This is a genomic window from Tessaracoccus sp. OH4464_COT-324, from assembly GCF_003932855.1.
GTDB lineage: Bacteria > Actinomycetota > Actinomycetes > Propionibacteriales > Propionibacteriaceae > Arachnia.
The window spans coordinates 1-21,520 of sequence record NZ_RQYZ01000030.1; the positions used below are offsets into that span (position 1 = coordinate 1).

21 protein-coding genes, 1 tRNA gene and 2 pseudogenes are annotated in these 21,520 nt (G+C 64.7%); 13 read left to right on the forward strand and 11 right to left on the reverse strand.

Annotated features, from left to right (window positions below; all coding sequences use genetic code 11):
- Window positions 1–341, forward strand: a pseudogene (locus EII42_RS11595) (hypothetical protein); the annotation flags it as partial.
- A 348-nt stretch (window positions 342–689) separates the two neighbouring features.
- A complete protein-coding gene (locus tag EII42_RS13730) occupies window positions 690–824 on the forward strand; it encodes a hypothetical protein (RefSeq protein ID WP_255416264.1) in 135 nt (44 codons plus the stop codon).
- Between the two features lie 117 nt (window positions 825–941).
- Here the strand turns inward: EII42_RS13730 and EII42_RS11600 are convergent, their stop codons facing one another.
- Together EII42_RS11600 and upp are read right to left on the reverse strand one after the other, a co-directional pair.
- Window positions 942–1,619: a GNAT family N-acetyltransferase gene (locus EII42_RS11600; RefSeq protein WP_125172308.1), complete on the reverse strand. Its 678-nt coding sequence runs from the start codon at window positions 1,617–1,619 to the stop codon at window positions 942–944.
- Window positions 1,616–2,257, reverse strand: coding sequence for a uracil phosphoribosyltransferase (gene upp, locus EII42_RS11605; RefSeq protein WP_125172309.1), 642 nt, complete (start codon window positions 2,255–2,257; stop codon window positions 1,616–1,618). Before upp ends, EII42_RS11600 begins: the two co-directional genes overlap by 4 nt.
- 300 nt (window positions 2,258–2,557) lie before the next feature.
- Between upp and EII42_RS11610 the strand changes: the two genes are divergently transcribed.
- The 3 genes from EII42_RS11610 (at window position 2,558) to EII42_RS11620 (ending at window position 3,746) form a co-directional block, all read left to right on the forward strand.
- Window positions 2,558–3,130: a tRNA adenosine deaminase-associated protein gene (locus tag EII42_RS11610; RefSeq protein ID WP_125172310.1), complete on the forward strand. Its 573-nt coding sequence runs from the start codon at window positions 2,558–2,560 to the stop codon at window positions 3,128–3,130.
- A gap of 25 nt (window positions 3,131–3,155) precedes the next feature.
- The gene (gene tadA, locus EII42_RS11615) at window positions 3,156–3,590 is read left to right on the forward strand and encodes a tRNA adenosine(34) deaminase TadA (RefSeq protein WP_199729877.1); all 435 of its coding nucleotides are present in this window, start codon (window positions 3,156–3,158) and stop codon (window positions 3,588–3,590) included.
- A 68-nt stretch (window positions 3,591–3,658) separates the two neighbouring features.
- A tRNA-Ser gene (locus EII42_RS11620) sits at window positions 3,659–3,746 on the forward strand.
- Between the two features lie 207 nt (window positions 3,747–3,953).
- Here EII42_RS11620 and EII42_RS13335 read toward each other — a convergent pair.
- The 3 genes from EII42_RS13335 to EII42_RS13555 all read right to left on the reverse strand — a co-directional run bounded on the left by EII42_RS13335 (window position 3,954) and on the right by EII42_RS13555 (window position 5,147).
- Entirely contained in the window at window positions 3,954–4,211 is a 258-nt protein-coding gene (locus EII42_RS13335) for an integrase core domain-containing protein (RefSeq protein WP_199729878.1), read from the reverse strand.
- Entirely contained in the window at window positions 4,186–4,833 is a 648-nt protein-coding gene (locus tag EII42_RS11625) for an IS3 family transposase (protein WP_199729879.1), read from the reverse strand. The genes EII42_RS13335 and EII42_RS11625 overlap by 26 nt, the downstream gene beginning before the upstream one ends.
- 128 nt (window positions 4,834–4,961) lie before the next feature.
- Window positions 4,962–5,147, reverse strand: a complete 186-nt coding sequence (locus EII42_RS13555) for a helix-turn-helix domain-containing protein (RefSeq protein ID WP_233558385.1) — start codon at window positions 5,145–5,147, stop codon at window positions 4,962–4,964.
- Between the two features lie 815 nt (window positions 5,148–5,962).
- Here EII42_RS13555 and EII42_RS11635 point away from each other — a divergent pair.
- Both EII42_RS11635 and EII42_RS13560 read left to right on the forward strand, forming a co-directional pair.
- Window positions 5,963–6,307 (forward strand): hypothetical protein, encoded by a 345-nt coding sequence (locus EII42_RS11635; protein ID WP_125172312.1) that lies wholly within the window; start codon window positions 5,963–5,965, stop codon window positions 6,305–6,307.
- A gap of 859 nt (window positions 6,308–7,166) precedes the next feature.
- A complete protein-coding gene (locus EII42_RS13560; RefSeq protein ID WP_233558386.1) occupies window positions 7,167–7,325 on the forward strand; it encodes a hypothetical protein in 159 nt (52 codons plus the stop codon).
- Window positions 7,326–7,538: 213 nt separating this feature from the next.
- Here the strand turns inward: EII42_RS13560 and EII42_RS13885 are convergent.
- A pseudogene (locus EII42_RS13885) lies at window positions 7,539–7,682 on the reverse strand (hypothetical protein); the annotation flags it as partial.
- A 537-nt stretch (window positions 7,683–8,219) separates the two neighbouring features.
- Here EII42_RS13885 and EII42_RS11645 point away from each other — a divergent pair.
- Window positions 8,220–9,281: a virulence RhuM family protein gene (locus tag EII42_RS11645; protein ID WP_125172313.1), complete on the forward strand. Its 1,062-nt coding sequence runs from the start codon at window positions 8,220–8,222 to the stop codon at window positions 9,279–9,281.
- A 144-nt stretch (window positions 9,282–9,425) separates the two neighbouring features.
- Here the strand turns inward: EII42_RS11645 and EII42_RS11650 are convergent, their stop codons facing one another.
- Window positions 9,426–10,178, reverse strand: a complete 753-nt coding sequence (locus tag EII42_RS11650) for a hypothetical protein (RefSeq protein WP_125172314.1) — start codon at window positions 10,176–10,178, stop codon at window positions 9,426–9,428.
- Window positions 10,179–10,285: 107 nt separating this feature from the next.
- Here EII42_RS11650 and EII42_RS11655 point away from each other — a divergent pair, with 107 nt between their 5' ends.
- Window positions 10,286–10,609: a hypothetical protein gene (locus tag EII42_RS11655; protein ID WP_125172315.1), complete on the forward strand. Its 324-nt coding sequence runs from the start codon at window positions 10,286–10,288 to the stop codon at window positions 10,607–10,609.
- A 59-nt stretch (window positions 10,610–10,668) separates the two neighbouring features.
- On the opposite strand, the gene EII42_RS11660 is transcribed toward EII42_RS11655, so the two are convergent.
- The 4 genes from EII42_RS11660 to EII42_RS13010 all read right to left on the reverse strand — a co-directional run bounded on the left by EII42_RS11660 (window position 10,669) and on the right by EII42_RS13010 (window position 14,873).
- Window positions 10,669–11,979, reverse strand: coding sequence for a hypothetical protein (locus EII42_RS11660; RefSeq protein ID WP_125172316.1), 1,311 nt, complete (start codon window positions 11,977–11,979; stop codon window positions 10,669–10,671).
- Between the two features lies 1 nt (window position 11,980).
- On the reverse strand, window positions 11,981–12,505 hold the full coding sequence (locus EII42_RS11665; RefSeq protein WP_125172317.1) for a SigE family RNA polymerase sigma factor: 525 nt from the start codon (window positions 12,503–12,505) through the stop codon (window positions 11,981–11,983).
- Between the two features lie 264 nt (window positions 12,506–12,769).
- Window positions 12,770–13,627 carry a hypothetical protein gene (locus EII42_RS11670; protein ID WP_125172318.1) on the reverse strand — a complete coding sequence of 286 codons (858 nt, stop codon included), beginning with the start codon at window positions 13,625–13,627 and terminating at the stop codon, window positions 12,770–12,772.
- Window positions 13,628–13,973: 346 nt separating this feature from the next.
- Window positions 13,974–14,873: a hypothetical protein gene (locus EII42_RS13010; protein WP_158676496.1), complete on the reverse strand. Its 900-nt coding sequence runs from the start codon at window positions 14,871–14,873 to the stop codon at window positions 13,974–13,976.
- A 176-nt stretch (window positions 14,874–15,049) separates the two neighbouring features.
- Here EII42_RS13010 and EII42_RS11680 point away from each other — a divergent pair, with 176 nt between their 5' ends.
- The 4 genes from EII42_RS11680 (at window position 15,050) to EII42_RS11690 (ending at window position 21,422) form a co-directional block, all read left to right on the forward strand.
- Window positions 15,050–16,411 carry a hypothetical protein gene (locus EII42_RS11680; protein WP_125172319.1) on the forward strand — a complete coding sequence of 454 codons (1,362 nt, stop codon included), beginning with the start codon at window positions 15,050–15,052 and terminating at the stop codon, window positions 16,409–16,411.
- Window positions 16,408–17,754: a hypothetical protein gene (locus EII42_RS11685; protein WP_125172320.1), complete on the forward strand. Its 1,347-nt coding sequence runs from the start codon at window positions 16,408–16,410 to the stop codon at window positions 17,752–17,754. Before EII42_RS11680 ends, EII42_RS11685 begins: the two co-directional genes overlap by 4 nt.
- A gap of 570 nt (window positions 17,755–18,324) precedes the next feature.
- A complete protein-coding gene (locus EII42_RS13015; protein ID WP_158676497.1) occupies window positions 18,325–18,816 on the forward strand; it encodes a hypothetical protein in 492 nt (163 codons plus the stop codon).
- Between the two features lie 14 nt (window positions 18,817–18,830).
- Window positions 18,831–21,422: a toll/interleukin-1 receptor domain-containing protein gene (locus tag EII42_RS11690; protein WP_158676498.1), complete on the forward strand. Its 2,592-nt coding sequence runs from the start codon at window positions 18,831–18,833 to the stop codon at window positions 21,420–21,422.
- The last annotated feature ends 98 nt before the right edge of the window (window positions 21,423–21,520 follow it).

Consider the following 21,520-nt stretch of genomic DNA (forward strand, 5'->3'; position numbering starts at 1 on the left):
ACTCCCACGCCGACGCCGACTCCCACGCCGACGCCGACTCCCACGCCGACGCCGACTCCCACGCCGACGCCGACTCCCACGCCGACGCCGACACCTACGCCGACGCCGACACCTACGCCGACGCCGACTCCCACGCCGACGCCGACACCTACGCCGACGCCGACTCCCACGCCGACGCCGACACCTACGCCGACGCCGACTCCCACCGTGAGCCCGACGCCAACGCCGACGGTGCCGACCCCCAGCAAGACGCCGCGGCCGCGCCCGGGTCTGCCGAAGACGGGTCGTTAGCGAAGCAGCGTGCCCGTGCCAGAGCTACTGCCTCTGGCACGGGCACGTGAGCCGGCCAACCTGTGGTGCCCCCAGCCGGGATTGCGCCCAACGGAGGCGGCGAGATTCCGGCCGTGGGCCAGATGCTCGTCGAGGATCATGGTCAGCGCGATGTTGCCAGGCATACCGACGTCCACCCACCTTCGGTGGCCTCAACGCTGCGCCTCCCTAGGCGGCCTCGAAGTCGGTGCAGGGCGTCGGGGTGGCCTGGTGCCCGGGTGCGATCGCCTTGACCGCGTCGGCGAGGGCGTCCTACACCGGGACCAAATGCTCAAGGGCCTGTTCGGTGCTCGTGCAGCTAGTTTTCCCGTGCTGCCGCTCGACGTCTTGAAAAGATTGCGACGCGCCAAGGTTGCCTTATGACCACGGGCTCGATCGCCGAGGAGGGCGGGGAGATACTCGACCCGGGGCAGATGCGCCAGCAGGTGTGTTATGCCCCGGTTTGCTCCCCCGCCGGAGCTGCGCGGCGTCGAGACGTGGCCCAAGCCGGCTAGCGTGGCCGGGGCACTGGGCACGAACCCCGGCGAACTGGGTTTCGTCCCAGGCGTTGGCTTCCCATCTAGCGGCCGGAGCGAAGCCGCAGGGCGCGGGTGATGCCGACGGGCTATCGGTCAGGCCGGCTCATCCTGCCCGGCCAGGCCGAGCAGCTCCAGGAAGGGGTCGAGTCCGTCGACTTCGAGGGGAAGGTTGGGCCGGTTGAGGGTCTCGGGGGTGAGCCGCCAGACGTTCAGCTGCTCCGCGCCGTCGCCACGCTCGCGCAGTCGTGCACCGTTCGGCTGGTAGCCGACTTTGAGGCTGACGGCGTTGGATGCCTCGTTGCTGGCGAAGGCTTCGCTGAGCAGCTCGCGTGCGTCGAGGTGGTCGAAGGCAAACATCGCCAGAGCTTGGCGCATCAGGGTGCCGGTGCCGTTGCCCTGGTGGACGTAGCCCAGCCAGGAACCCGAGGTAATCGAGCGAACCTTGGGGAAGGAATCGGCCCAGAAATCTTGCACGCCCACCAGCTCCCCGTCGCGGGAAACGGCGAGCGGAAATTGCCACTTTTCGGGCGTGCTGGTGCCGTATCTGGAACACCAGAACGCCAGCGATTCACGCTGCTTCTTGGGCGTGTATTCTCCGACGCCGAAGTCGCCCCCGACGGGGGACAGGGTCACGCCGTCGGCGACGATGCCCGCAGACAGGAGGTCAATGAGCGGCGGGATGTCGTCGAAGCGCACCGGGTGCATCTCCACCGGGCCGAGGCTGAGGGAGAGGCCGAAGGGCGGCCAGATGTCCGCCCAAGCGGCGCTCATTCGGCAAGCCCGTACAAGCGATCTCCGGCGTCGCCGAGGCCGGGCACGATGAAGCCGTGGTCGTTCAAGGTCTCGTCAACGGCGGCCGTCACCAGAGTGCAGGGCACCTCCAGGTGCTCAAGCAATCCGCTGAGCTTCTCCACACCCTGCGGGGAGGCGAGCAGGCAGATGCAGGTGATGTCGTTCGCGCCACGATCCACCAGGTACTGCACCGCCCCGCCCAGCGAGCCGCCGGTGGCGAGCATCGGGTCCAGCACGTAGCACTGCCGGCCGGACAGGTCTTCGGGCAGCCGCTCCGCGTACGTGGTGGGCTGGAGCGTCACCTCGTCGCGGATCATGCCCAGGAACCCCACCTGCGCTGTCGGCACCAGGCGCAGCATGCCGTCGAGCATCCCGAGGCCGGCGCGCAGGATCGGCACCACCATCGGCGGCGGGTCGCTGAGTTTCTTTCCGACGGTGGGCGCCACCGGGGTTTCGATGGCGTGGTCGTGTACGCGCACGCCGCGCGTCGCCTCGTAGGCCAGCAGCGTCACCAGCTCGTCGACGAGGCGGCGGAACACCGGCTGGGGCGTGCTCTTGTCACGCAGCAGCGTGAGTTTGTGATCGATCAGGGGGTGCGAGACAACACGTACTTCCACACTCCCCATCCTTGCACACCATCGTTTTCGACGTGGCGCGCGTCGGCGAAGATTGCCCGGGGTCTAGGGCCATTTAGGATAATGAAGCCGGGCGGCGGCATATCGGTCTGGGTACAAAGAGCCCTCGACGTGTTGGTACGCCCGGTTCGGGACAGGTGGGGAGAATCAACTCGTCGAACTCGGAGCGTTCTTGCCGCGATGGCACTTTCGGGGCAGACCCCTAGTGGCGGCCCGGCCCAACGGGTAGGGTTGGTTGGACGGGAAGAGCTGGGCTTCTCGGGTGGCGAGAAAGGTGAGGCCGTGGGCGTTTTTGACGAGGATGCTGAGCCGTTCGACTTGGACGAGTCCGCAGACGAGTTCGACGAAGACGATCTCGACGATGAACTCGATGACGCGACCGAAGACGACGTGGACCTGGTGGTGGCCGCCTACCGGGAGGACGGCAAGCCGGTCGTCGTGCCGCTCGACTACGACCTGGCTAACGATCTCGACGAGCTGATCCGGCAGCTGTCGCGCCTGCCGGGCGACTCCGGCGCCGACGGGTTCGTGTCCGTGGCCGGCGACTTCTTCGTCGCCGTGCGGGTGCGGGGGCGGCAGGTTGAGGTGCTGCTCTCCGACGCGACGGCCGCCGCGGACTGGCCGCTGGCGCGCGACGTGCTCGACTACCTGGGCGAGGACTTCCCGGAGGACGAGGACGACCCTTATCCGGTGGGGGACATGGAGATGTTCGCCGCCAGCGGGCTGCGGGCATTCGAGCTGGAGGCCATCGCCACCGACTACGACGTGGACTCCGACGAGGCGGTGGAGCGGATCGCCCAGAAGTTGAAGATCGGCGGCGAGTTCCAGGCGGCGGTTTCCGCTTTCGACGACTGAGATGGGGGCCCGCTGGCACGACGCGATGCGTCGCGCTATCGATGTGGCGCGCGCGGCGCAGGCCCACGGCGACGTGCCGATCGGGTCCGTCGTCCTCGGGCCGGCCGGCGACGTGGTGTCGGTGGGCGGAAACGAGCGGGAGCTGCTCGGCGACCCCACCGCGCACGCGGAGATCGTCGCCATCCGACGCGCCGCGCAGCGGCTGGGGGAGTGGCGGCTGACGGGTTGCAGCATTGTCGTGACGCTGGAGCCGTGCACCATGTGCGCGGGCGCCATCGTCGCGGCCCGGCTGGAGCATCTGGTGTTCGGGGCGTTCGACGACAAGGCGGGCGCGGTGGCGAGCCTGTTCGACGTGGTGCGCGATCCCCGGCTGAATCACGCAGTGCGCGTCACCAGCGGTGTTCTGCGCGACGACTGCGCCCAGCTGCTCGCCGATTTCTTCCAGGAGCGACGGGCCTGAGCCGTGCCCGGTCGTGGGCGTCGTCGCCGATTCGCGTTTCGGGCCGTTAACCAGCTAAGCTAGCCGACGGTGACGTGTCTGAGCGGCCGAAAGAGCTCGCCTCGAAAGCGAGTGTGGGGCAACCCACCGAGGGTTCAAATCCCTCCGTCACCGCCAAGCGACGCTTACTCGAACCCTCGGTGGCAACAACCGGGGGTTCGTTGCGTGTCGGGGGCGGGGTGGGGTGCCCTCGTTCGTGCTGTGAGGGTCTGTGGGGCGTTCGGGGCGTCGTGGGCGTGTCCCGCGTCAAGTTTTTGGCAGGGTTTCCTTGGCTTTGAATGTCGGGATGGTGGGGTCAGCCAGCCCCAGGTGTACCTCTTTGGGTCAGTTCCATGAGATGGCCTCGTGAGGCCTCAGTTTGTTGTGCTCGCTCCGGTAGTCCTCGGCACGCTCGGCGAGTGCGAGTGCGTCGTTGATCTCGTTTAGGTAGAGCCGTTCGTACTTCAGCGTGCCGAAACCTCGTTCACGGGACCCGTTCTGCCCAGGCGTTTTCGCGTGGGTCCGTACATGGGCTAGCTCGGGGTGGGCGGTGATGAAGGACTCGAATCGGAAGGATCTAAATGGCCCGCCATTGTCCGTCATGATGGTCACTACCGGGGCCAGTTGCCCGGTCGCCGGGTCGACGGGGTAGGCATTGATCAGCGGGCGCCCGAACATCTCCTGGTAACTGGTAATCGGCCGGGGTCAACTCGGTCGCGTCGATCGCGTCGTGCTGGTTATCGGTGGGCGAGACGTGGAAGGGATACTCGTATTTGGACCAGTAGCCCCGGCATCCGGCCAGCCGCCAGGTCCCGCCAGTGGTGGTCTCGAACTCGCTGAAGTCCAGCTGCCACACCTGATTCGGGCCCATCGGCCCGGTGGCGAACGCGGCCTTGCGCCGCTCAGCAAGCCGACGCCGTTCTCGCTGGTACTGCGCGGGCAGGATCAGAGCCTCGTCACGCAGGATGCGCAGCACGCTCGCCTCGCAGACCACATGACTGTCATGACGCACCATCGCCCAGGTCTTCCGGTGCCCCCACGCCGGATGAGCCAGCGCGTGCTTCCGGACCAACTCCTTGGCAGCCTGCCGTACCAGCTGCGGCCAGGGCCCCTTGGTCTGTGCCCCGGTACGGGCCTTGGCCTGCCCACGGCGCCAAGCCCGCTCGGGCATGTCGAAGAACTGGCAGAACCTCGCGGTCGACATGTCCGCCTCGATACGGATCACCTCGAGGTAGACGAAGGGCCCAGCCGACCCTCCGCCGACTTCTTCCACACCCGGACCTCCAGGTGCGCCTCGCCCAGCGCCTGGGTCAGCTCGGCGACCTCGGCCTCCAACTGCTCCTCCCGAGACGACTAGCCGGTCCTGCCCACCACCAAAGCAGCCTTACCAGCCTCAAGGAACTCGGCCTTCCACCGTCCGATCGACTGCTCGCTGACTTTCTCCCTACGCGCCGCCTCAGCAACGGACATCTCACCAGCCAGCACACTGAGCACGATCCGGGTCTTCTTCTCCACCAGAATCAAGGGCGGTCTCCCCATGCTCAAACTCTCCTTCAAGACCTACACAACGGGCCTGCCACATAGTCGGACGCGCGACATACAGGCAAGACCGCTCTCAGAGCAGGGCTAGAACGTGAGTACCGTGTGAATAAAGTTACCTGCACAGGTCATGCCGCACAGACAATAGTTACTTCACCGGTCTGTAGCTGTTCAAGACAGATAATTAAAGTTTGTCTAGAGTTCTCTAAGAGAGCAGCGCCGCGGGAACTTTTGCTTCACACCCCTTGCCTCCCTCGAGAGTACTCGGTAGAGTCACGACATGAGAAGATACATCGCACTCCTTGTAGCCGTTCTCGTGATGGCTACAGCCGCACCCCTTAGTCGAGCGAGTCAGATCCATCCTGGATCGCTCATGAATCCTGATGAAGCTGAGACGAGCGCCACCCATCAGCCTCAGGCAAGAATCCAGATCGGAACCATCTGCGGAATCTCCAAAATTGGACATCCGCACATAACTAACAACAATGGCAGGAAAGTTGTGCATGCCAAGGTGCATGTTACGTGCAATAGGCCAGCTAAAGTTCATGTTCACGCAACCATGACAGGTGATACCCTCGGTCCTGGTATGCATGGTCCTAAAGTGCCGCTCCAAAGAACAACTGAAACTCGTTACGTTGGGAACGGGCAGAAAGCAACCTTCTATATCCCTATGAAGAGCAACTCAAATGTAGTCTGTCGGCGAGGCTTCTACTACGAAGCCCAAACCTATATCTACGCAACCACTACGTATTTCACGAGGACCACTGCAGATGTCCAGACGTCTGCTCGCGTCAAGTTGTGCTAGAATTTCCAGCATGGAAGTTCGTGAAGCTGAAGAATCCTCAGTAGAGGAGTATGCGCAAGCCGACTTAACGTTTCGTATTTATTTCATCGAAGCAAAAGAACGTTCAACTTATGGATCCAGTCGAGTAGTTGACGTGAGTGATTGCGATGTCATAGATGTCATCAGGTGGGCACAGGAAAATGCTTCCCCGACTGAAGTTTTCTCCATAGCCCTGCGACTGGGCTCGCCCGACAGGGCGGTCCTCTACTGGCTCGTTGGTACAGATGGAAATGATGTCACCACTCCGACCAACGAAAAAGCCAAGCAGTTGATGAACTACTTGCGACAGGTTCGCGTCACAGAATGGCCTTCCTGAAATAGCTATTTCGCAAGTCGCCGTGTTGCGGTTGGCCTTTGGTTTCATGAAGGCCAATCGCAGCGTCGAGGTTGTTTTCCGAAAGCGATTTTGCGGGCTTTGCGGCGTGCTGTGGATGAGACATCTGCATCATGTAGATGGCGTGAACTGTCAGCCGGTGTCACTTGAAGCTTTTGTCGTTACGTCTCATCATGATCTGATTGAACGGCAACGGAGGCGTTAGAGCTGTTGTTATCAACCTCGGACTCGCCGTGACCGGGCCTTGGCTGACAAAGGGCACTCTTCGACCGCCACTCTCGCCGGGCTGGCTGCCGCGCGGTCCTTTTTCTCGATACTCGACCGGAGTCAGAGAGGGTCTCCCTTGTTTTGTCAGTTTCTCGTTTTCCTTCCCGGGCTCGGGCTAGGAAATGGTTTTTGTCTTAGCGCTTCCCGGCCCTGTTGACATACCTCCAGACCGAGCTCGGTGCCACGCCGTACTTTCGGGCGACAGCCGTCTGGGGCATGCCTGCAGCGCAGTCGGCAACCATGCGCCTGACGGTGGCTGAGTCGAGAGCGTCGATGAGGGATAGGTTGCGGCGTGCTGGGGTGCGGTCTCGTTGCTGTTGCGGCGCCTCGTGGAGCTGTCGAAGGGCTTGGTGGAGCTGCGGCAGGAGGTGGGAATATCTGGAGTAGGTTCTGAGGGCGTCCGCCAAGCGACGCTTACTCGAACCCTCGGTGGCAACACCGGGGGTTCGTTGCGTGTCCGGGGGGGCGGGGTGGGGTGTCCCGGTGCGTGTTGTGAGGGCCTGTGGGGCGTTCGGGACGTCGTGGACGGTCTCATGGTCGTCTCTGGTGGGGTTCTGGTGTCTGTGAGGGCGTCGTGGAGGGTGGCGAAGGGTTCTTTGAGGGTGGAGTTGGTGACGGTGGTGGTTTTGGTGGTGGTGTCGTCGAGGTGGATGGCTTCGAAGAGGGCGTGGCAGAGCAGGCCGCGGACGGCGTAGGGGACGTGGGCGTAGAGGGTGCCGATGTCGGCCAGTAGGTCGATGATGCGTTCTTCCTGGGCGGCGAGGGTGCGTAGTTGTTCGGTGACGGCGTGGTTCATTTCTCGGATGGTGGCGTGGTGGTGGTCGAGGGCTGTGGTGAGTTGTTGTTGGGTGTGTTCGGCCCATTCTGGTTGGGGGCTGATGCCGGTCACGTGGCGTTCGACGGCTTCTTCGACGAGGGCGACGGGCAGGTAGGACATGTCGCAGTGGCCTTCTTGGCGGCCGCGGCAGAGGTAGTAGGCGTAGGTGCCGCCTTTGCCCTTGGCCTGGGTGTAGACGAAGCGGCTGGTGCGTCCCTGGGCTCGGCAGCGGTCGCAGAAGAGGATGCCGGTTTTGAGGTAGTGGTGGCGGATGCGGTCGCGGGTGTTGTTGGAGCGTAGGGCTCGGACGTCTTGGCGTGGTCGAAGAGTTCCTGGGTGGCCAGGGGCTGGTGGCGGCCCAGGCCTGTTTCAGGGCGGTGCGTGGCACCGGGGCGCAGCCTGCGAAGTAGTCGGCGGCTCGGTTCGGCCAGGTTTAGGGGCTCGGTGAAGCTGCAGGCGCGGCGGGGTGCGAGCTGGTGGAGGCTCTTCAGGATGGTTGGTGTGCTTGATGTGGTCATGGAGCCTCCTTTCGTGTGAAGCAGTTGTGGTTTATCTGATGCGCTTGGTCGGTCCAGGCTGTGCGGGGTCTTCATCCTCACCCGGGGTGGGGCCGGTGGAATGCTCGTCGATGCCGTACTTCCCAGCGATGCGTTGAAATACGGCGTGTTTCGTTCATGCTTCTATTGCGCGCCCCGCGTTGAGAAAAGTGAACGGAGTTGATGGATTTTACAACAATTATAGTGATGGGAAAGAGGCTGTGACCCTCGGGTGTGCAGGTCTTCAGGGAAGTCGTATGGCTATGGTTTTGTCATGCGATACAATATCCTTACGCAAGATAGCAATCTTCTTCAGTCGTCCGGAAAACTGATCCGAAACTCGACAGTCGAGTTTTTGATATTCACTTCCCAAGAGGGTGGTGCAAGTATTGAGGCTCGCTACGAGGACGACACGGTGTGGTTGAGTCAGAAGCTGATGGCTGAGCTTTTCGGTACGTCCCGGGAGAACATAACGCTACATCTTCGCAACATCTATGATTCTGGTGAGCTTGAAGAGATGGCAACCTGTAAGGATTTCTTACAGATTCGCAAGGAAGGGTCACGGCAGGTCAAGCGCCGCGTGGTCCACTACAACCTCGATGCCATCATCTCGGTGGGGTACCGGGTCAACTCAGTGCGCGCCACCCAATTCCGCCAGTGGGCCACCAAAGTGCTGCGTGACTTTGCCATCCGGGGCTATGTCATCGACCGTCAGCGGATGGAAAACGGAACTTTTCTCGGTGAAGACTACTTCGAGCGTCTCCTGGAAGAGATCCGTGAAATCCGTCTGTCCGAGTGTCGCTTCTACCAGAAGGTCGCTGACATCTACGCCACCAGTGTGGACTACAACAAGGACGCTCCGATCACCAAGCGCTTCTTCGACACGGTGCAGAACAAGCTGCACTACGCCGTCCACGGTCAGACTGCAGCCGAGCTCATCCAGTCGCGAGCCGATGCTGCTCAACCCCACATGGGGCTGACGACATGGGCTGGCAGCCCCGATGGCAAGATCCTTCGCAGCGATGTCACGATCGGAAAAAATTACCTCACCCGGGAGGAGCTGGAAGACCTCGGTTGCTTGGTCAACGCCTTCCTGGACTTGGCTGAGTCCCGGGCTCGCCGTCGGATTCCCATGACCATGGAAGATTGGTCCAATCGGCTGGACGCCTTCTTGAATCTCGACGACCGACAGATACTCGACAATGCTGGCAGTGTCTCTAAGTCGCAGGCCAATGACCATGCGCTGAACGAATTTGAGAAGTTCCGCATTGTGCAAGACCAAGGCTACCTCAGTGATTTCGATCGGCTGAGAAACGAGCTTGAAGAAGAAGCGTGATGGTGCGGGAGGTTGAGCGGAGCCCCGCTTAGGGGGTCGAGGGTCGGGGCTGTTTCTTGTGGCTAGAGCATGCTCTTCGTTTGGGGATGTGAATGGTTTTCCATGGTCTCGGGCGGTTGGATTGTATGCTCGCTTCACTCTTGCTCAGGCGAGAGGCCTGTAACATGAGCCGGTGTCGTTCACGTGGCGCTTTTTGGTGAGCAATGCTTCGTCGAGCTTGAATCGGCCCTCTAGCACAAGGAAGAGATCTGTGCCATCCATTGTAATGAAAGATGAGCCGGTCGAGTAAGCTGTTTTCAGAGGTTCTGAGAAGCCATTGATGCTCACTAATAAACCAACGGCCAGCTTGCCGCGTCGAGCGATTTTCTGAGTAAAGATATCCGCCTGGTCCCTGCCTAGAGGGCTCTTCGTCCACTTCGCCTCGATCAAGTAGTCATCGGTGTCGAGGCGGAAAGAGTCATCGACCTGATCAACGTCAGACGAGTATGCCAGCCTAGGCTCCAGATCAAAGAGGGCAAAAAGAGCGTTCAAGAGTTTCTCTAAGGCAAGGCCTCGTTCTTGTGGGTGGTCCTGCTGTTGCGTGAGAAGCAGATAAGTTTCTTTGAGGCGATCAAGCTCCGCGTTAAACGATGTCATCCTCTGTGAATCTTCGCGGTATTTCTTGATCTCCTGGCGTGCGGCTTCTGCTTCAGCTTTGGCCGATGACTCCTTTTCTAGTGCGGATTTCAGGTCGGTCACCGCCTGCTCGGCAGTCCTCTGCCTCTCGATCCGATCCTCGTTTCCTAGTCTGTCGAAATCTGGAAACCTGTCCATCGCGGCAAGTTGGCCCATGATCTCAAGGGTTAAATCTGAATAGCGGGACTCGTCATGCTCAAGTAGGTCAACGATTGTGTCCACAGTTTCACGCTTGGGGGCTGAGGAGGCTGGCCTGTACGACCGATCACCACAGACCCCATCACAGTCTGCGCCGAACAGCGCCCACAGTTGAGGAGCGTGGGGTAGCCTTGTACCGGGAGCAACGCCGCGGGCAAGACTGGCTGGGCCCAGAGTTCGGACTCGCGCCACGGACCGTGTCGCGGATCCTGCGCCGCCACCACCTGCGTGACTGCGGCCCGCTGCCCGCAGCGGTGATCAGGGCCTCGGAAACGACCGCGGTCCGCTACGAACGCGACCGGCCCGGCGACGGGGCGCTGAGCATCAACAACGTCGGCACCATGGCGCCGAACGGCTATTCTCCCGGCATCGCGTTAGCCCTGCTGTTCGCAGTCACGGGTGTGCTGGGCGGGCATCTGTGGCGGCGCAGTAATCGTCGCATGAGCTGCCAGTAGAGCAGCTGCGCGGGAAGGCGGCCCCGGATATCCCCGGGGCCGCCGCTGGTTGGGTTGGGCTACTGTTCACAGCTCAGGTTGAGCGCTGGCAGCTCCGCCAGGGGGATGGCCTTCACCGTCAGCTCTCCGCGCTCCTCGTCGTCGACGCTCTGGCTGAGCACCACCTCACCTCGCCAGGTTGCGAAGGAGTACTGGTGTTTGCCGCCCTTGTGTTCCATGGCTACCTGGGAACGCAGATCGTAGAACCGGGCAGGCCCGGTGAGGATCCAGTTGCCGCCGAGGGTGCCGAAGTCGCCGCCGTCAGGGTTGCGCATCGCCACTGGTTCCCCCCAGCTCGGGTGGTGGAGCACCAGGTTCATGTTCTCGTCGCCGGGGGCAACGAGCGAAAGCACGTCGCCGCTGTGAGACCACACGTACCGGTTCTGCTGGTTGGGCAACGCCGGCGCTTCCCGGCCGTCGGTGCCGACGAGGGCCACCCCGTCGTTGAACTCCACCTGAGCCCGGTCCTTGAGCGGTGGCAGAAGATTCATGTCCTTGTTCTCGATGGCGAGCTTCAGCTCGGTGCCATTCTCCAGATCGACGTAATGGAGGTTGGCGCCCGGGATCAGCAGGTCGCCGGCCCGCTCGTGCTGGTTGCCTACCGCCACCCAGAGTCGGCCATCCGATACCCGGTAGGTTAGGGGCCGGTTCGTGAACTTCGCGCCGGGGATCGGCGTAGACTCGTTGTAGTTCGGGTTGCTTCGATCGCTGACGCTCTCCCGATCCCACACCATGAGTTGGCCCTCCGCGGTCTGGTAGACCACGAACCGGCCGTCGGTGGCGGCTTCCGGAGTGTCGGGGTTCAGCCGGTCGCTGATGGTGAGTTTCCCGGTTTGCGGGGACTCCCAGATGAGAGACACCTGTTTGTCGCCCGTGTACCCGAAACGCAGCTGGGTGCCCTTACCGAAAGTGGCGAAGGCGTTGCGCCCCGTCATGGGTTCGACGGCATCGAAGGCGTCTAGCCACGACTGCGGCATCGGCACGACGCACTTCGGCTCGGAGCCCGGCCGCGGCGGGGCTGGCAGTGGCCTGTCGGGCGGAGACGTGGGCGTGTCGGAGGGCGGCTTGCTAGGGCTGGTAGGGCTGCTCGATGGGATCGCGGGCTGTGCGCTAGGCGTTGTCAGGATGTTGACGTGTGGTCCCGGGGCGAGTGCCCCCAGATACGTGAAGCCCACGCCGGCCCCCACGGTGAGCACGGCGACGGCCGTGACTGCTGTGATCCGCTGCCGGGCGCGCTGGCGTCGGCGGGCGTGCTCCCACAGCCCCTGTGGTGTGAGGGAGGTGTCGTTGCTCTGGTTGCGCAGCAAGTTTTTCAGGTCGTTGGTGTCCATTTCAGACTCCGATCGTCTCGACGTCGACCACACGCATCTTCCTGAGCGCGCGGGCGGTGGTGGACTTGACGGTGCCGACCGCAATGCCCAGCTCGTAGGCTGTGGCGGCCTCAGTGAGGTCGGCGAGGAAGCGAAGGGTGATCACGGCCCGTTCGCGGGGACTCAAGGGGCGAAACAACTCCTCGATCGTCGATGATCGATCGAGGGAGCGCTGCGGATCGCCCCACGGGTGGGCAGCCGGGGGGTCGCTGTCTTCCTCGGCTGGTTTGAAGATCTGCTGGAGACGTCGTTTCCGGCGCCACGAGTCGTAGGCTGAGTTGACGAGGATTCTCCGCACGTAGGACAGAGGGTCGGCGGCTTGGATCACCTTGGGCCAGGCGCGGCAGGCTTTCTCCATCGCCGTCTGCACCAGTTCGTCGGCGGCGTCGACGTTGCCCGTCAGCGAACGGGCGACCTTCACCAAATGCGGCAGGTTGGCGCTGACGAAGTCTTTGAAGCTCTCCTGAAGCTCGACGTTGGTTGGCATCTCGCCCTCCTTTCACTTCATCCAGACGCTCAGCCATTGGCATAAGGTTCACACGCTGGCCGTTGCCCTGCGCACTCCGCCGCAGGGCGCGTTGCCGGAACGTGGTGTGGGCGTCTCCGAATCGCTGTGGGAGTCGAGCGCAGGGTGGGGCGGCGTGGCGTCAGGAGGTGACGGCCCATCAGGGCGGGGCGTTACCGCGCGTGCCCGCCGGGGGCGAGCCGTCGTCGGGCAGGCTGGCGCGACGGGCAGGCCACTGGGTGGGGTTTACTCGGCCCGGCGGAACTCCTCCATCGCTTCGCGCATCTCCTGGGTGACGCTCACGTTAACGCCACAGGTGAGCCGAACCGCATCGCGGAGGGCTTCGTCGGGGGATTTCCCGCTGCGCGTGAGATGGGAATAGTGGGCCACCAGTCGGCTGACCAGTGCGTGTTCGACGCTGGGCTCAGCGAAGGTGCCAACGGAGTCGGTTAACTCTCCGCAGGGGCCGCTATTCTGGGTGGGCAACGTCAGATTGTCGTACACCCAGCTTGCACCCAGCACTTCTTCGGCTACTCGAAGCACCTCGCGGACATCGCCCAGGATTTCCGACGCCTCAACCTCGTCTCCCAGCGCCCGGCGCTCCGCGATGAGCCCATCAACGGGCCAGCGTCCGCTCACGTGGCTGGGGCCGTATGGGTAGCAGCGCAGGAAGCGGAACACGGTCACCAGCCACTGCCCGCGCCCATCGCCCACGGCCTCCAAGGCCGTCACTACTCGGCCGGCCGGCCCGTCGATGCGACTCGGCTTGGCCGGGTGGCCGCGGCGCACGCGCTCCTCCCGACGCAGGTCAGCGAGGCAGGTGGTGACCATCCGACGCACGTACGCGGCCGGGTTGGTTGCCCCGTCCAGCTTCTTCCTCGTGGAGTCCTTCGCCAGCAGCTCCTCCAGTTTCGCCCACGCCTCGTGGAGGAGATCCAGGCAGCCGCTGTTGATGCATTCCCCCTTGACGAGCGTGCCGTGCGGATCACCTGCGCTGTAGGGCGCGATGGGCGTCGGGCAGTGCTTGCCGCGGTGGTGGCGGAGGCTGCGCTCAGCCCGGGTGGCCTGCCAGATGATCTCCGCGATCTGGGGATTGCTGATCATCCTGCGTGGGCCTCCTAACTCTTGCCGTCCGCCTCGGTCGGCGCTGCACCAATCCTGAGGCATAATGCGTACGAAAGTGAAGACTTTTGCCCTGAATGGCACGTATCTGTCACATGCTCCATGGGCTTATCAGGAGCTGTTTGATGTCATTCAATTTGTTGTTTTGGTTCAACTATCGGCAAATGTGCATGTCAGGGGCTAACTGGCCGTCATTCTTCGGCTCCGGGCATCGGGCGGGTCGGCGATGTGTCGGCGACTCGCGGTTTACGGTAAGCATGGTCAATCGTCGAACTGTCAATGAACAACGGCGCTGCAGAAATGTCGGGTATCTGTCTTGACAATTGGCTCAGTCGGCCATGAACCAGCGGACGCCGACGGCGAACCCAAGCTGGATCTCGCGGAACTCGAAGCGTTGGCGACGCCCGTCGGGTATCAGGGTCTGCACCACGTGAGCGGGCGGCACAAATCCCGTGACCGACGTCGTCTGGAACGTTTCGATCCGGGCGGGCAATTGGCTCCCGAAAAGAATTTCGACGGTGGCGTTCAAGGTGGTGTTGTGTGGGCGGAACCCCAACTCCGGGCGCAGCGAGGCGTGATCCGGCAACACCATGGAGGTCGAGAAAGAATGCCTTTCCATGGCCCAGCGGGACTCCGGGAAGCTGTAGTTGATCCCCCACATGTTCGGGCCCATGCCTGTGATGGTGCCCAGCCGACAACCCTGCAGGCCTCGGAAAACCGGGGCCTTCTCGGTGAGGCCGGGAACAGTGACCTCCTCGTAGAACCCGTCCATGCGCGGCGCCAGGACCCGGATGTCGCGCTGGTGCGACACCACCGGCGTGGGCATGCTCAGATCGAGGCGGGTGTATAGCCCGAGCATCTCGAAACGGGCACCCAGCGCGGCGCGTTTCGTGCTGCTCAGCAGCCGCGCGACGATCTGTGGCGGCGCAGTCTCCTCGCTCCATCGTCGGGCCGTGCGCTCGGAGATCCCGCCCTCCGCGGCCGCCTCAGCGAGGCGCTCCAACCTTCCGCTCGGCGAACCCGCCTTGACCCCGGCCGACGCGTAGAAAACCAGGCACAATTTCGGCGGCAGCGTGGACGCCGCATCGACTATGCTGGCTCGCAGCACGGGCAGAGCTTGTGGGCCGGGCAAGCTCTCGGGGACACCCAGCAACTCGCGAAGATGGGGAGTAGCGGGGAGATCAGTGTTCCTTAAGCCTTTGCGGCACAGCGCTACAACTTCGCGCACCAAGGGACCCGAAAGGTCCTGAGTAGTTGAGCGCTCCGCCATGTAAGTATCCAGTTCCTCGTCTAACTCTTTTGGATACTAACAGTCAAATACCGGCGCCGCACCCGAAGCGGCAGCGGAATGGATGCGCTCAGGGCGGCTTGTCCGTCAGATGCGTATGTAAGGAGGTGAAGCGGATGAATAAGCGGCTGATGCTGGTATGCGGCGAGTGGCTCAAGCAGCGTCCGACGTGGCGAGCCCTGGCGCCGCACGGTGGGGGCCTGAGCAGCAAGATGGTTACGAAGCGCCTACTCCTCCCAAGGTATCGAAATGCCTTCCCAATCGAGCTTCATCACGAGAATGAGGAGCGTCGCCTGAGAATATGGCTGGGGGAATACGAGGCGCAACTCCTCGACGATCTACAACTCGTGCGCCGGGCCACTGATCGCGCTGTGGATGAGGCCCGCAGACTGCGCGCGTCCGTCACCGCCGGCGATCTCGCCGACCGGCTGGTGCGCGCGGTGGCCGCCACCCGAATGAAACGCGAACCCCTGAGCGAACTGGAGCTCGACGCGATAGCCAGCACCTTCGTCGCCAACTCGCCGTCGCTCGACCGGCTGCTGAGCCGCGAGGAATTCCAGCAATTCCAAGACCTGTACGACCAGTCCTGGCGCAACGAGGGGGCCGCGCACCTGGCCGAGCACCCATACAGCCGGGCGATGCTGGGCGACGACGAACGTCCCCCGCTCATCCGCAGCCAGCGGGAGAACACCTGGGAGGCGCTGGGCCGCTCCGTCTACTCCAGATTCCGGATGGCCGCCCGCGACGAGTCCGTGCCAGGGGAAGCGGACGAGATCGCGCGGGCGGAGGTCAACCGGGCCTGCGGGCGGCTGGGGCTCGCACACGAATCCGCGCTCGTGCTGCTCTACAGCCTCCTGTGCGGGCTGCAGCTGGGCACCCAGACGCAGCCCGCGCGCACCCCGTCGAAGCCCATCGACGTGGACCGCACCTGGCGCGAGGCCCCCGGCCCGGTGGCGGCCGACGAAAGCGCCGAAGAGTGGAACGGCCTGCCGGTGAACGGCGAACTGATCGCGCTCGCCGAGGCCACGATCAGGGCCTTCTGCCGAACCCAAGCCCAGGGCAAGTTCCTGCTACTCAGCGGAATGCTGGAGACGGCCAGCCAGCACGCCATGCGGCGCGCCTGGATGGACTGCTTCAAGCACGACAGGCAGGGCCGATATATCGACGCAGACGCGGGCGCAAAGATCGTGAGCCTAGCCGTGTTCAAGGGCATTCCCTCCGGGGAGGAGCACCGCCGTCGGGAGCGCGACCTGCGCTCGGTGAACCTCACCCGCGACGAGACACCGCCCGCCCCCGCCCGCCCGTCGCCGGATGTGATGAACCGGGCCTGGGCATGGTTTTCGGAACACCCCGAGGTGGTGTCAGGAATTATCGCGGGCGACCCTGAAGTGTTGGCGGAGTATCGTCGTGCTGCGGCAGATCTTGGGCTCCCAGATTTGGAATACATAATGTCATTTATTCAAAAGGAAAACTCATGACAATTGACCATCCGCATGAGGTGCCGGTCCGCCACATCGGGCTCGGCGCCGTCATGATCGGAGATGAGCCAGTGGCTCCGGCAGGCGCCGTGACCCTGGACGTTTTCGGGGCAACCCTCGACTTTGACCCTTCCCGCCCGGACCAGCTGCCGTCGTGCCTGGTGGCCGACCCGGGGCTCGCCGTGCCCGTGCTGGAGCAGCTGTACGGCGACGAGGTGGCCGACGAGGTGCTCAACCGGGCGCTCGCGCAGGACCACGAGGTGGTGCGCTGCCGCGCGGCCCGACAGCCGTCGCTGATCACCCTGACCAGGCTCGCCGAGGTGCGCTGGTGCCAGCGCAACGCCGCGCTTCCCCTCGATCCGGCGCTGCTGCTGATGGAGGAGATGACGCTCATCGCGGAGCTGCGCGGCATCGTCGAAACCGAAGAGAACTGGGTGGGGGAACTGCACCGGCTGCTGGGGGCGCTCATGGGGCGGCCGCGCGCGATGTGCGCCGCGCTGAAACAGCCCGCGGTGCGGGCGCTGCTCATCGACGCGCTCGACGAGCTGGCGTCGGAGTCGCCGCTCACGGGCGAGGAGCGCGCCGACGCGCTCGGCTGGCTGGGGGAAGTGGAGGGCGCGGTGTCGCCGCCCGCGCTGGGTGAGGGGCTCGTTGACTGGCTGGAGCATCTGCGCCCGGAGCTGGCGCTGGCGGCTGGTGGCTCGGCCGCTGCGGGCACGTCGACGGTGGACTGGCGGGACGTGCCGCTGGGCATGACGTCGCGGCGGGAGGGCAACGTCGCCTGGAACGCCGAGTTCGGTCGCGACGCCGTGGATGTTTCGGCGAGCGCCGAGGGCGCTGGGGGCGCGTTCCGGCTACTGGGGGAGCAGCCCACGCTCACCGGCGGCCTGTTCTTCGACCTCGTGGGCGACGACTGGCCGATGCCGCTGGCCACGGGCGAGTTGACGAGCGACGACGACGGCGGCGAGTGGCGCGGTGCGGTGACGCTGGGGGGAGAACAGACTGAGCTGCTGCGGCGGCTGCTGCGCGACGGGTCGCGGCTCGACGTGCGGGTCAGAGGCGCCGACCCGGAGCCGATGGGCGACTCGCTCGCGGCGGAGGCGCAGCGCTGGTGCGCCCGCGCGGTGTGCGCGCTGCGGCTGCGCAACGTCGTCGCCTCCGAGAACCTGCTGGGCAGCGCGGAGAGCGCGCTGGAGCGGGCCGCGGATCTGTGGCAGTTGGCGGGGCGGGAGGCCGAGCTGGCCGCGACGCGTGAACTGCTGGGGCGCGCCCAGGACCCGGGCCTCATCTGGGCGGATACCCTGACCGTCGCCGAGACGATCCTGCTGGCTGAGCGCGGCTAGGGATTGATGCCGCCGGCCCCGGGGTGGGGTCGGCGGGCCGCCTGCCGTCGGCCTTCGGCGCGGGGAGGGCGTCGTCGGGGCGGGTGGTTGAGGGAACGCGCCGGTTGGCGGAAACGGGGGAATGTAATTGGGGTCGGCGTTCAGTGCGCCGACCCCACGGGTTTTTTCAGTTGCCGCTGTCATAGCGGCGGGTTGTTCACCACACGAACCACATGATGGGCTCCTTCCGTATCTCCGGCGAGCGAGTTGCTCACCCGACATACGCATCCAGAATCCAGCCCAGCTTCCGTCGCCGAACCGGGCAGACCCAGGCGGCCCCAGCAGAGCCGTAGAACACCGCCCGGCCCGCGCACCGGGCTTCCCCACCCGGCCATCGCCGCCAACACGCCCGCCGGGCGCGGGCCACGACCCACAGGCTGCCCCCCGCCTCGCTTTGCGCCGGGCGGTTCTGACGGACAACGCGCCGGGGCCGGGCCGTCGTCGAGGAAAAGCGCTGGTCAGGGCCGAATGATGGTGGCGTCCGGGGCTCTGTCCGTCAGATAGGGGTAGGAGGAAGGAAAGGAGGAGGACATGGCCGCTATGACGGGCGCCGCGGGCGCCGTGGTGTGGGGGAAAGACTGCCTACTTTGCGCGCCGGGGTTGCCCGGGTGGGGCGCGCGCCCGTCACGGCTGCTTGAGCCCAGCGGACCGGAGCGGGGGGTTCCGGGGCGCGCCGGGCGGCGGGATGCCGACGGGGGACGACGGCACCCGGGCGGTGCCCCGCGAATGGTGCGGGGCATCGTCGAAGCGATGGGGGTGAATGGTCGGCGCGATGTGGGGATCGTCGCCGACCCCTTGGGGGAGGTGGTGCAGGTACCGGCCGTTGAGCTCATACCGGCACCACGTCGAGGGGCGACGTTGGCGGCGGATGGTTGCCGACGTCGCCCCAAGCGACCCCTGGTGTGTGGGGCGTGGCGCGCCGGCGTCGCGCCCGGGTGGGGGAACGCTCAACACAGCCGAGCGTTTCAGGCCGTTTGGCCCGGGGGATATTGGGAGCGCCCAGAATTGTTGCCGTCGGCATAGAGAGGGGTTCGACGGTGTCTTCCGCAGCTGGTGATGTTCGCCCGTACTCGGTGTTCGTGAGCTATGCGCGTCGCGATGATGTGGGCGGCTGGGTGACGGAGCTGGTGGCGGCGCTTCGTCGGGAGTTTGAGACGTCGGATGGCCAGGAGCTCCGAGTGTTCTTCGACCGCTCGGACATCACGACCCCGGAGGAGTGGAAGAGCAAGCTGTCCTACGCGCTGCGGCAGGCCCCGGTGATGGTGGCGTGCACGTCGAAGAACTACTTCGCCAGCCAGCCGTGTTTGTGGGAGTTCCAGGGGCACGAGGGGAGGCGCAGGCCTGGTTCGAAGGGCTCGGAGGAGCTGCCGCCGGGGCTGGTGCCGGTGTTCCTGGAGGACGTGGAGCTGGAAGAGCCCGACGAGGCACACGAGCGCTGGTATGCACAGGTGCACCGGATGCAGGCGACGGATGATCTCAGGGGCATGTTCTCGCGGGAGCCCGGGAGCGTCGACCGCGAGAGGCTCGCGGGGGTGGTGAAGCGGCTGGCCGAGCAGCTGCGCGAGCGGTGGCGTGAGATCAAGAGCTGGGAGCGGATCGACAGCAATGTCGGTCAGGGGACGTGGCGGTTTGTTGGGCGGCAGGAGGAGCTGTCCCGGCTGGACGAGGTGCTGGTGGACAACACGTCGGTGGGTGTGGTGACCGCCGTCGAGGGGTTCGGGGGGATCGGCAAGACGGAGCTGGTGCGGTACTACTCGCAGCAGAAGAAGGGGTATTTCGCGGCGGGGACGTGGCTGCTGCCTGCGGAAGGGGCCAGGGAGATGCTGCCGCTGCTGGCCCGGCTGGCGCACGATCTGCCGGGTTTCGTGGTGCCGGAGGACGCCAGGGGCAATCCGGAGGAGGCCGGACGGTGCGTGCGCGAGGAGCTGCGTCGCCGTAGCCGGGATGGTCAGCACGTGTTGCTGATCCTGGACAACGTGGATCAGGTGTCGCTGCTGGGGGCGGAGCAGCTGGGGGAGTTGCCGCATGGTCGGGAGTTCCACGTGGCGGCGACCACCCGGTTGGGGGTGCAGGATCTGCCGGATCTTCCGCAGCTGGCGCATGTCCCGATCGGCGGGTTGGACGTGTGGGAGTCGGTGGGTTTGCTGCGCGCACTCCAGCCGGTTCGGAAGGGCGACGACCTGCCGGATTTCGCGTCGGAGGACGAGGAGCAGGCGGCCCACGAGTTGGCGGAGCTGCTGGGCGGTTTCACGCTTGCGGTGGAGCAGGCGGGTGTGTACCTGTTGTCGAACCAGAATGTCACGGTGCGGGAGTACCTGGAGCATCTGAGGAAGCATGGTGCCTTGGCCGGCGACGAGTTGACCGAGTCCGGTACCCGGGAGCAGGCGGCGATCCTGCACAAGCAGAAGCTGCTGGGCGTGATCCTGGGCGACACGCTGAAGAGTCTCGACGAGTCCTGCCCGGGCAGTGTCGAGGTGTTGAAGCTGGCGGCGGCCATGCCGTCGGACATGATCCCGTGGCCGTGGCTGGAGGCCTTGGCGCGCGACGTGGTGCCAGAAGTGTTCGAGGCCAGCAGGCAGCATCTGAAGGGCAGATGGGACCAGATCCGTGGGGTCCTGGAGGGGCGCCGCCTGATCGAGGAGGGCACGTACCCGGGGATCACGGGCCGGATGCACCGGCTGGTCGCCGAACACCTGAATCAGGGCAACGGGGCCTTGTTGGAGGGGATTGATGAGTATGTCATGGCCCGGGCTGACCATGTTCAGAGTGACTTCTCATCGCCTTCGAATCGGTGGGAGGTGGATGCCCTGCTCGATGCGCTCGCTCGTCCGCTTGCTTTCCGGCCTGAACGGTTTGGTGAGATCCCCAACTTCTTTGCCGAGGCGGCGGCCCACGTCACGGATGCGCGGCCCGGGGCGCTGGTTGAAGCTGTTGTGGAGGCGTTGCCGCGCGATTCGGGCCGAATCCGGGTGGCGGCGTTGTTGGCGTTGCGCGACCTGGTGGGGCAGGTGGATCCGGGTAGGGCGTTGGGGTTGGCGGAGGAAGCGTTGGAGATTGCCCAAGTGTTGGTGGGGGAGCAGCCGGGGAGTTTGGAGGCGAGGCGGGACCTGACGGTGTCGCTGAACAGGGTGGGTGATTTGGTGGCGCATTCGGATCCGGGTAGGGCGTTGGGGTTGGCGGAGGAGTCGTTGGAGGTTGCTCGGGTGTTGGTGGGGGAGCAGCCTCAGAGTTTGCAGGCGAGGCGGGACCTGACGGCGTCGCTGGATCGGGTGGTGGATTTGGTGGCGCATTCGGATCCGGGTCGGGCGTTGGGGTTGGCGGAGGAGTCGTTGGAGGTTGCTCGGGTGCTGGCGGAGGCCCAGCCGGGGAATACGCAAGTCCTGTGGGACCTTGGGGTGGCGGCTGCTCGGATGGCGTTGCTTGTTCCGGATTCTCCCGAGTTGGGGAGTCGCTGGCGGGAGGCGGCTGTGAGTTTCCGGGCGGCGTTGGAGATCCGGCCGGATCACCCGCGACTGGGGTGGATGTCCTGGGATTCGGCTCGGCGGTATGCCGAGACCGGTCCGTCGGATCGGGATGAGTGGCTGGCGTATGCGGCTGAGTTGGCGGAGCGGTTCGGGCTAGCGAACTAGCAAAGCAGCGGCCCGTTCGTCGAGGAGCGCACCAAGGCGATTGGCGAGGCCGACCCGATGGCTGGTTCAGCGAACCTCTCGGCGCGGCCCGCGCCCAC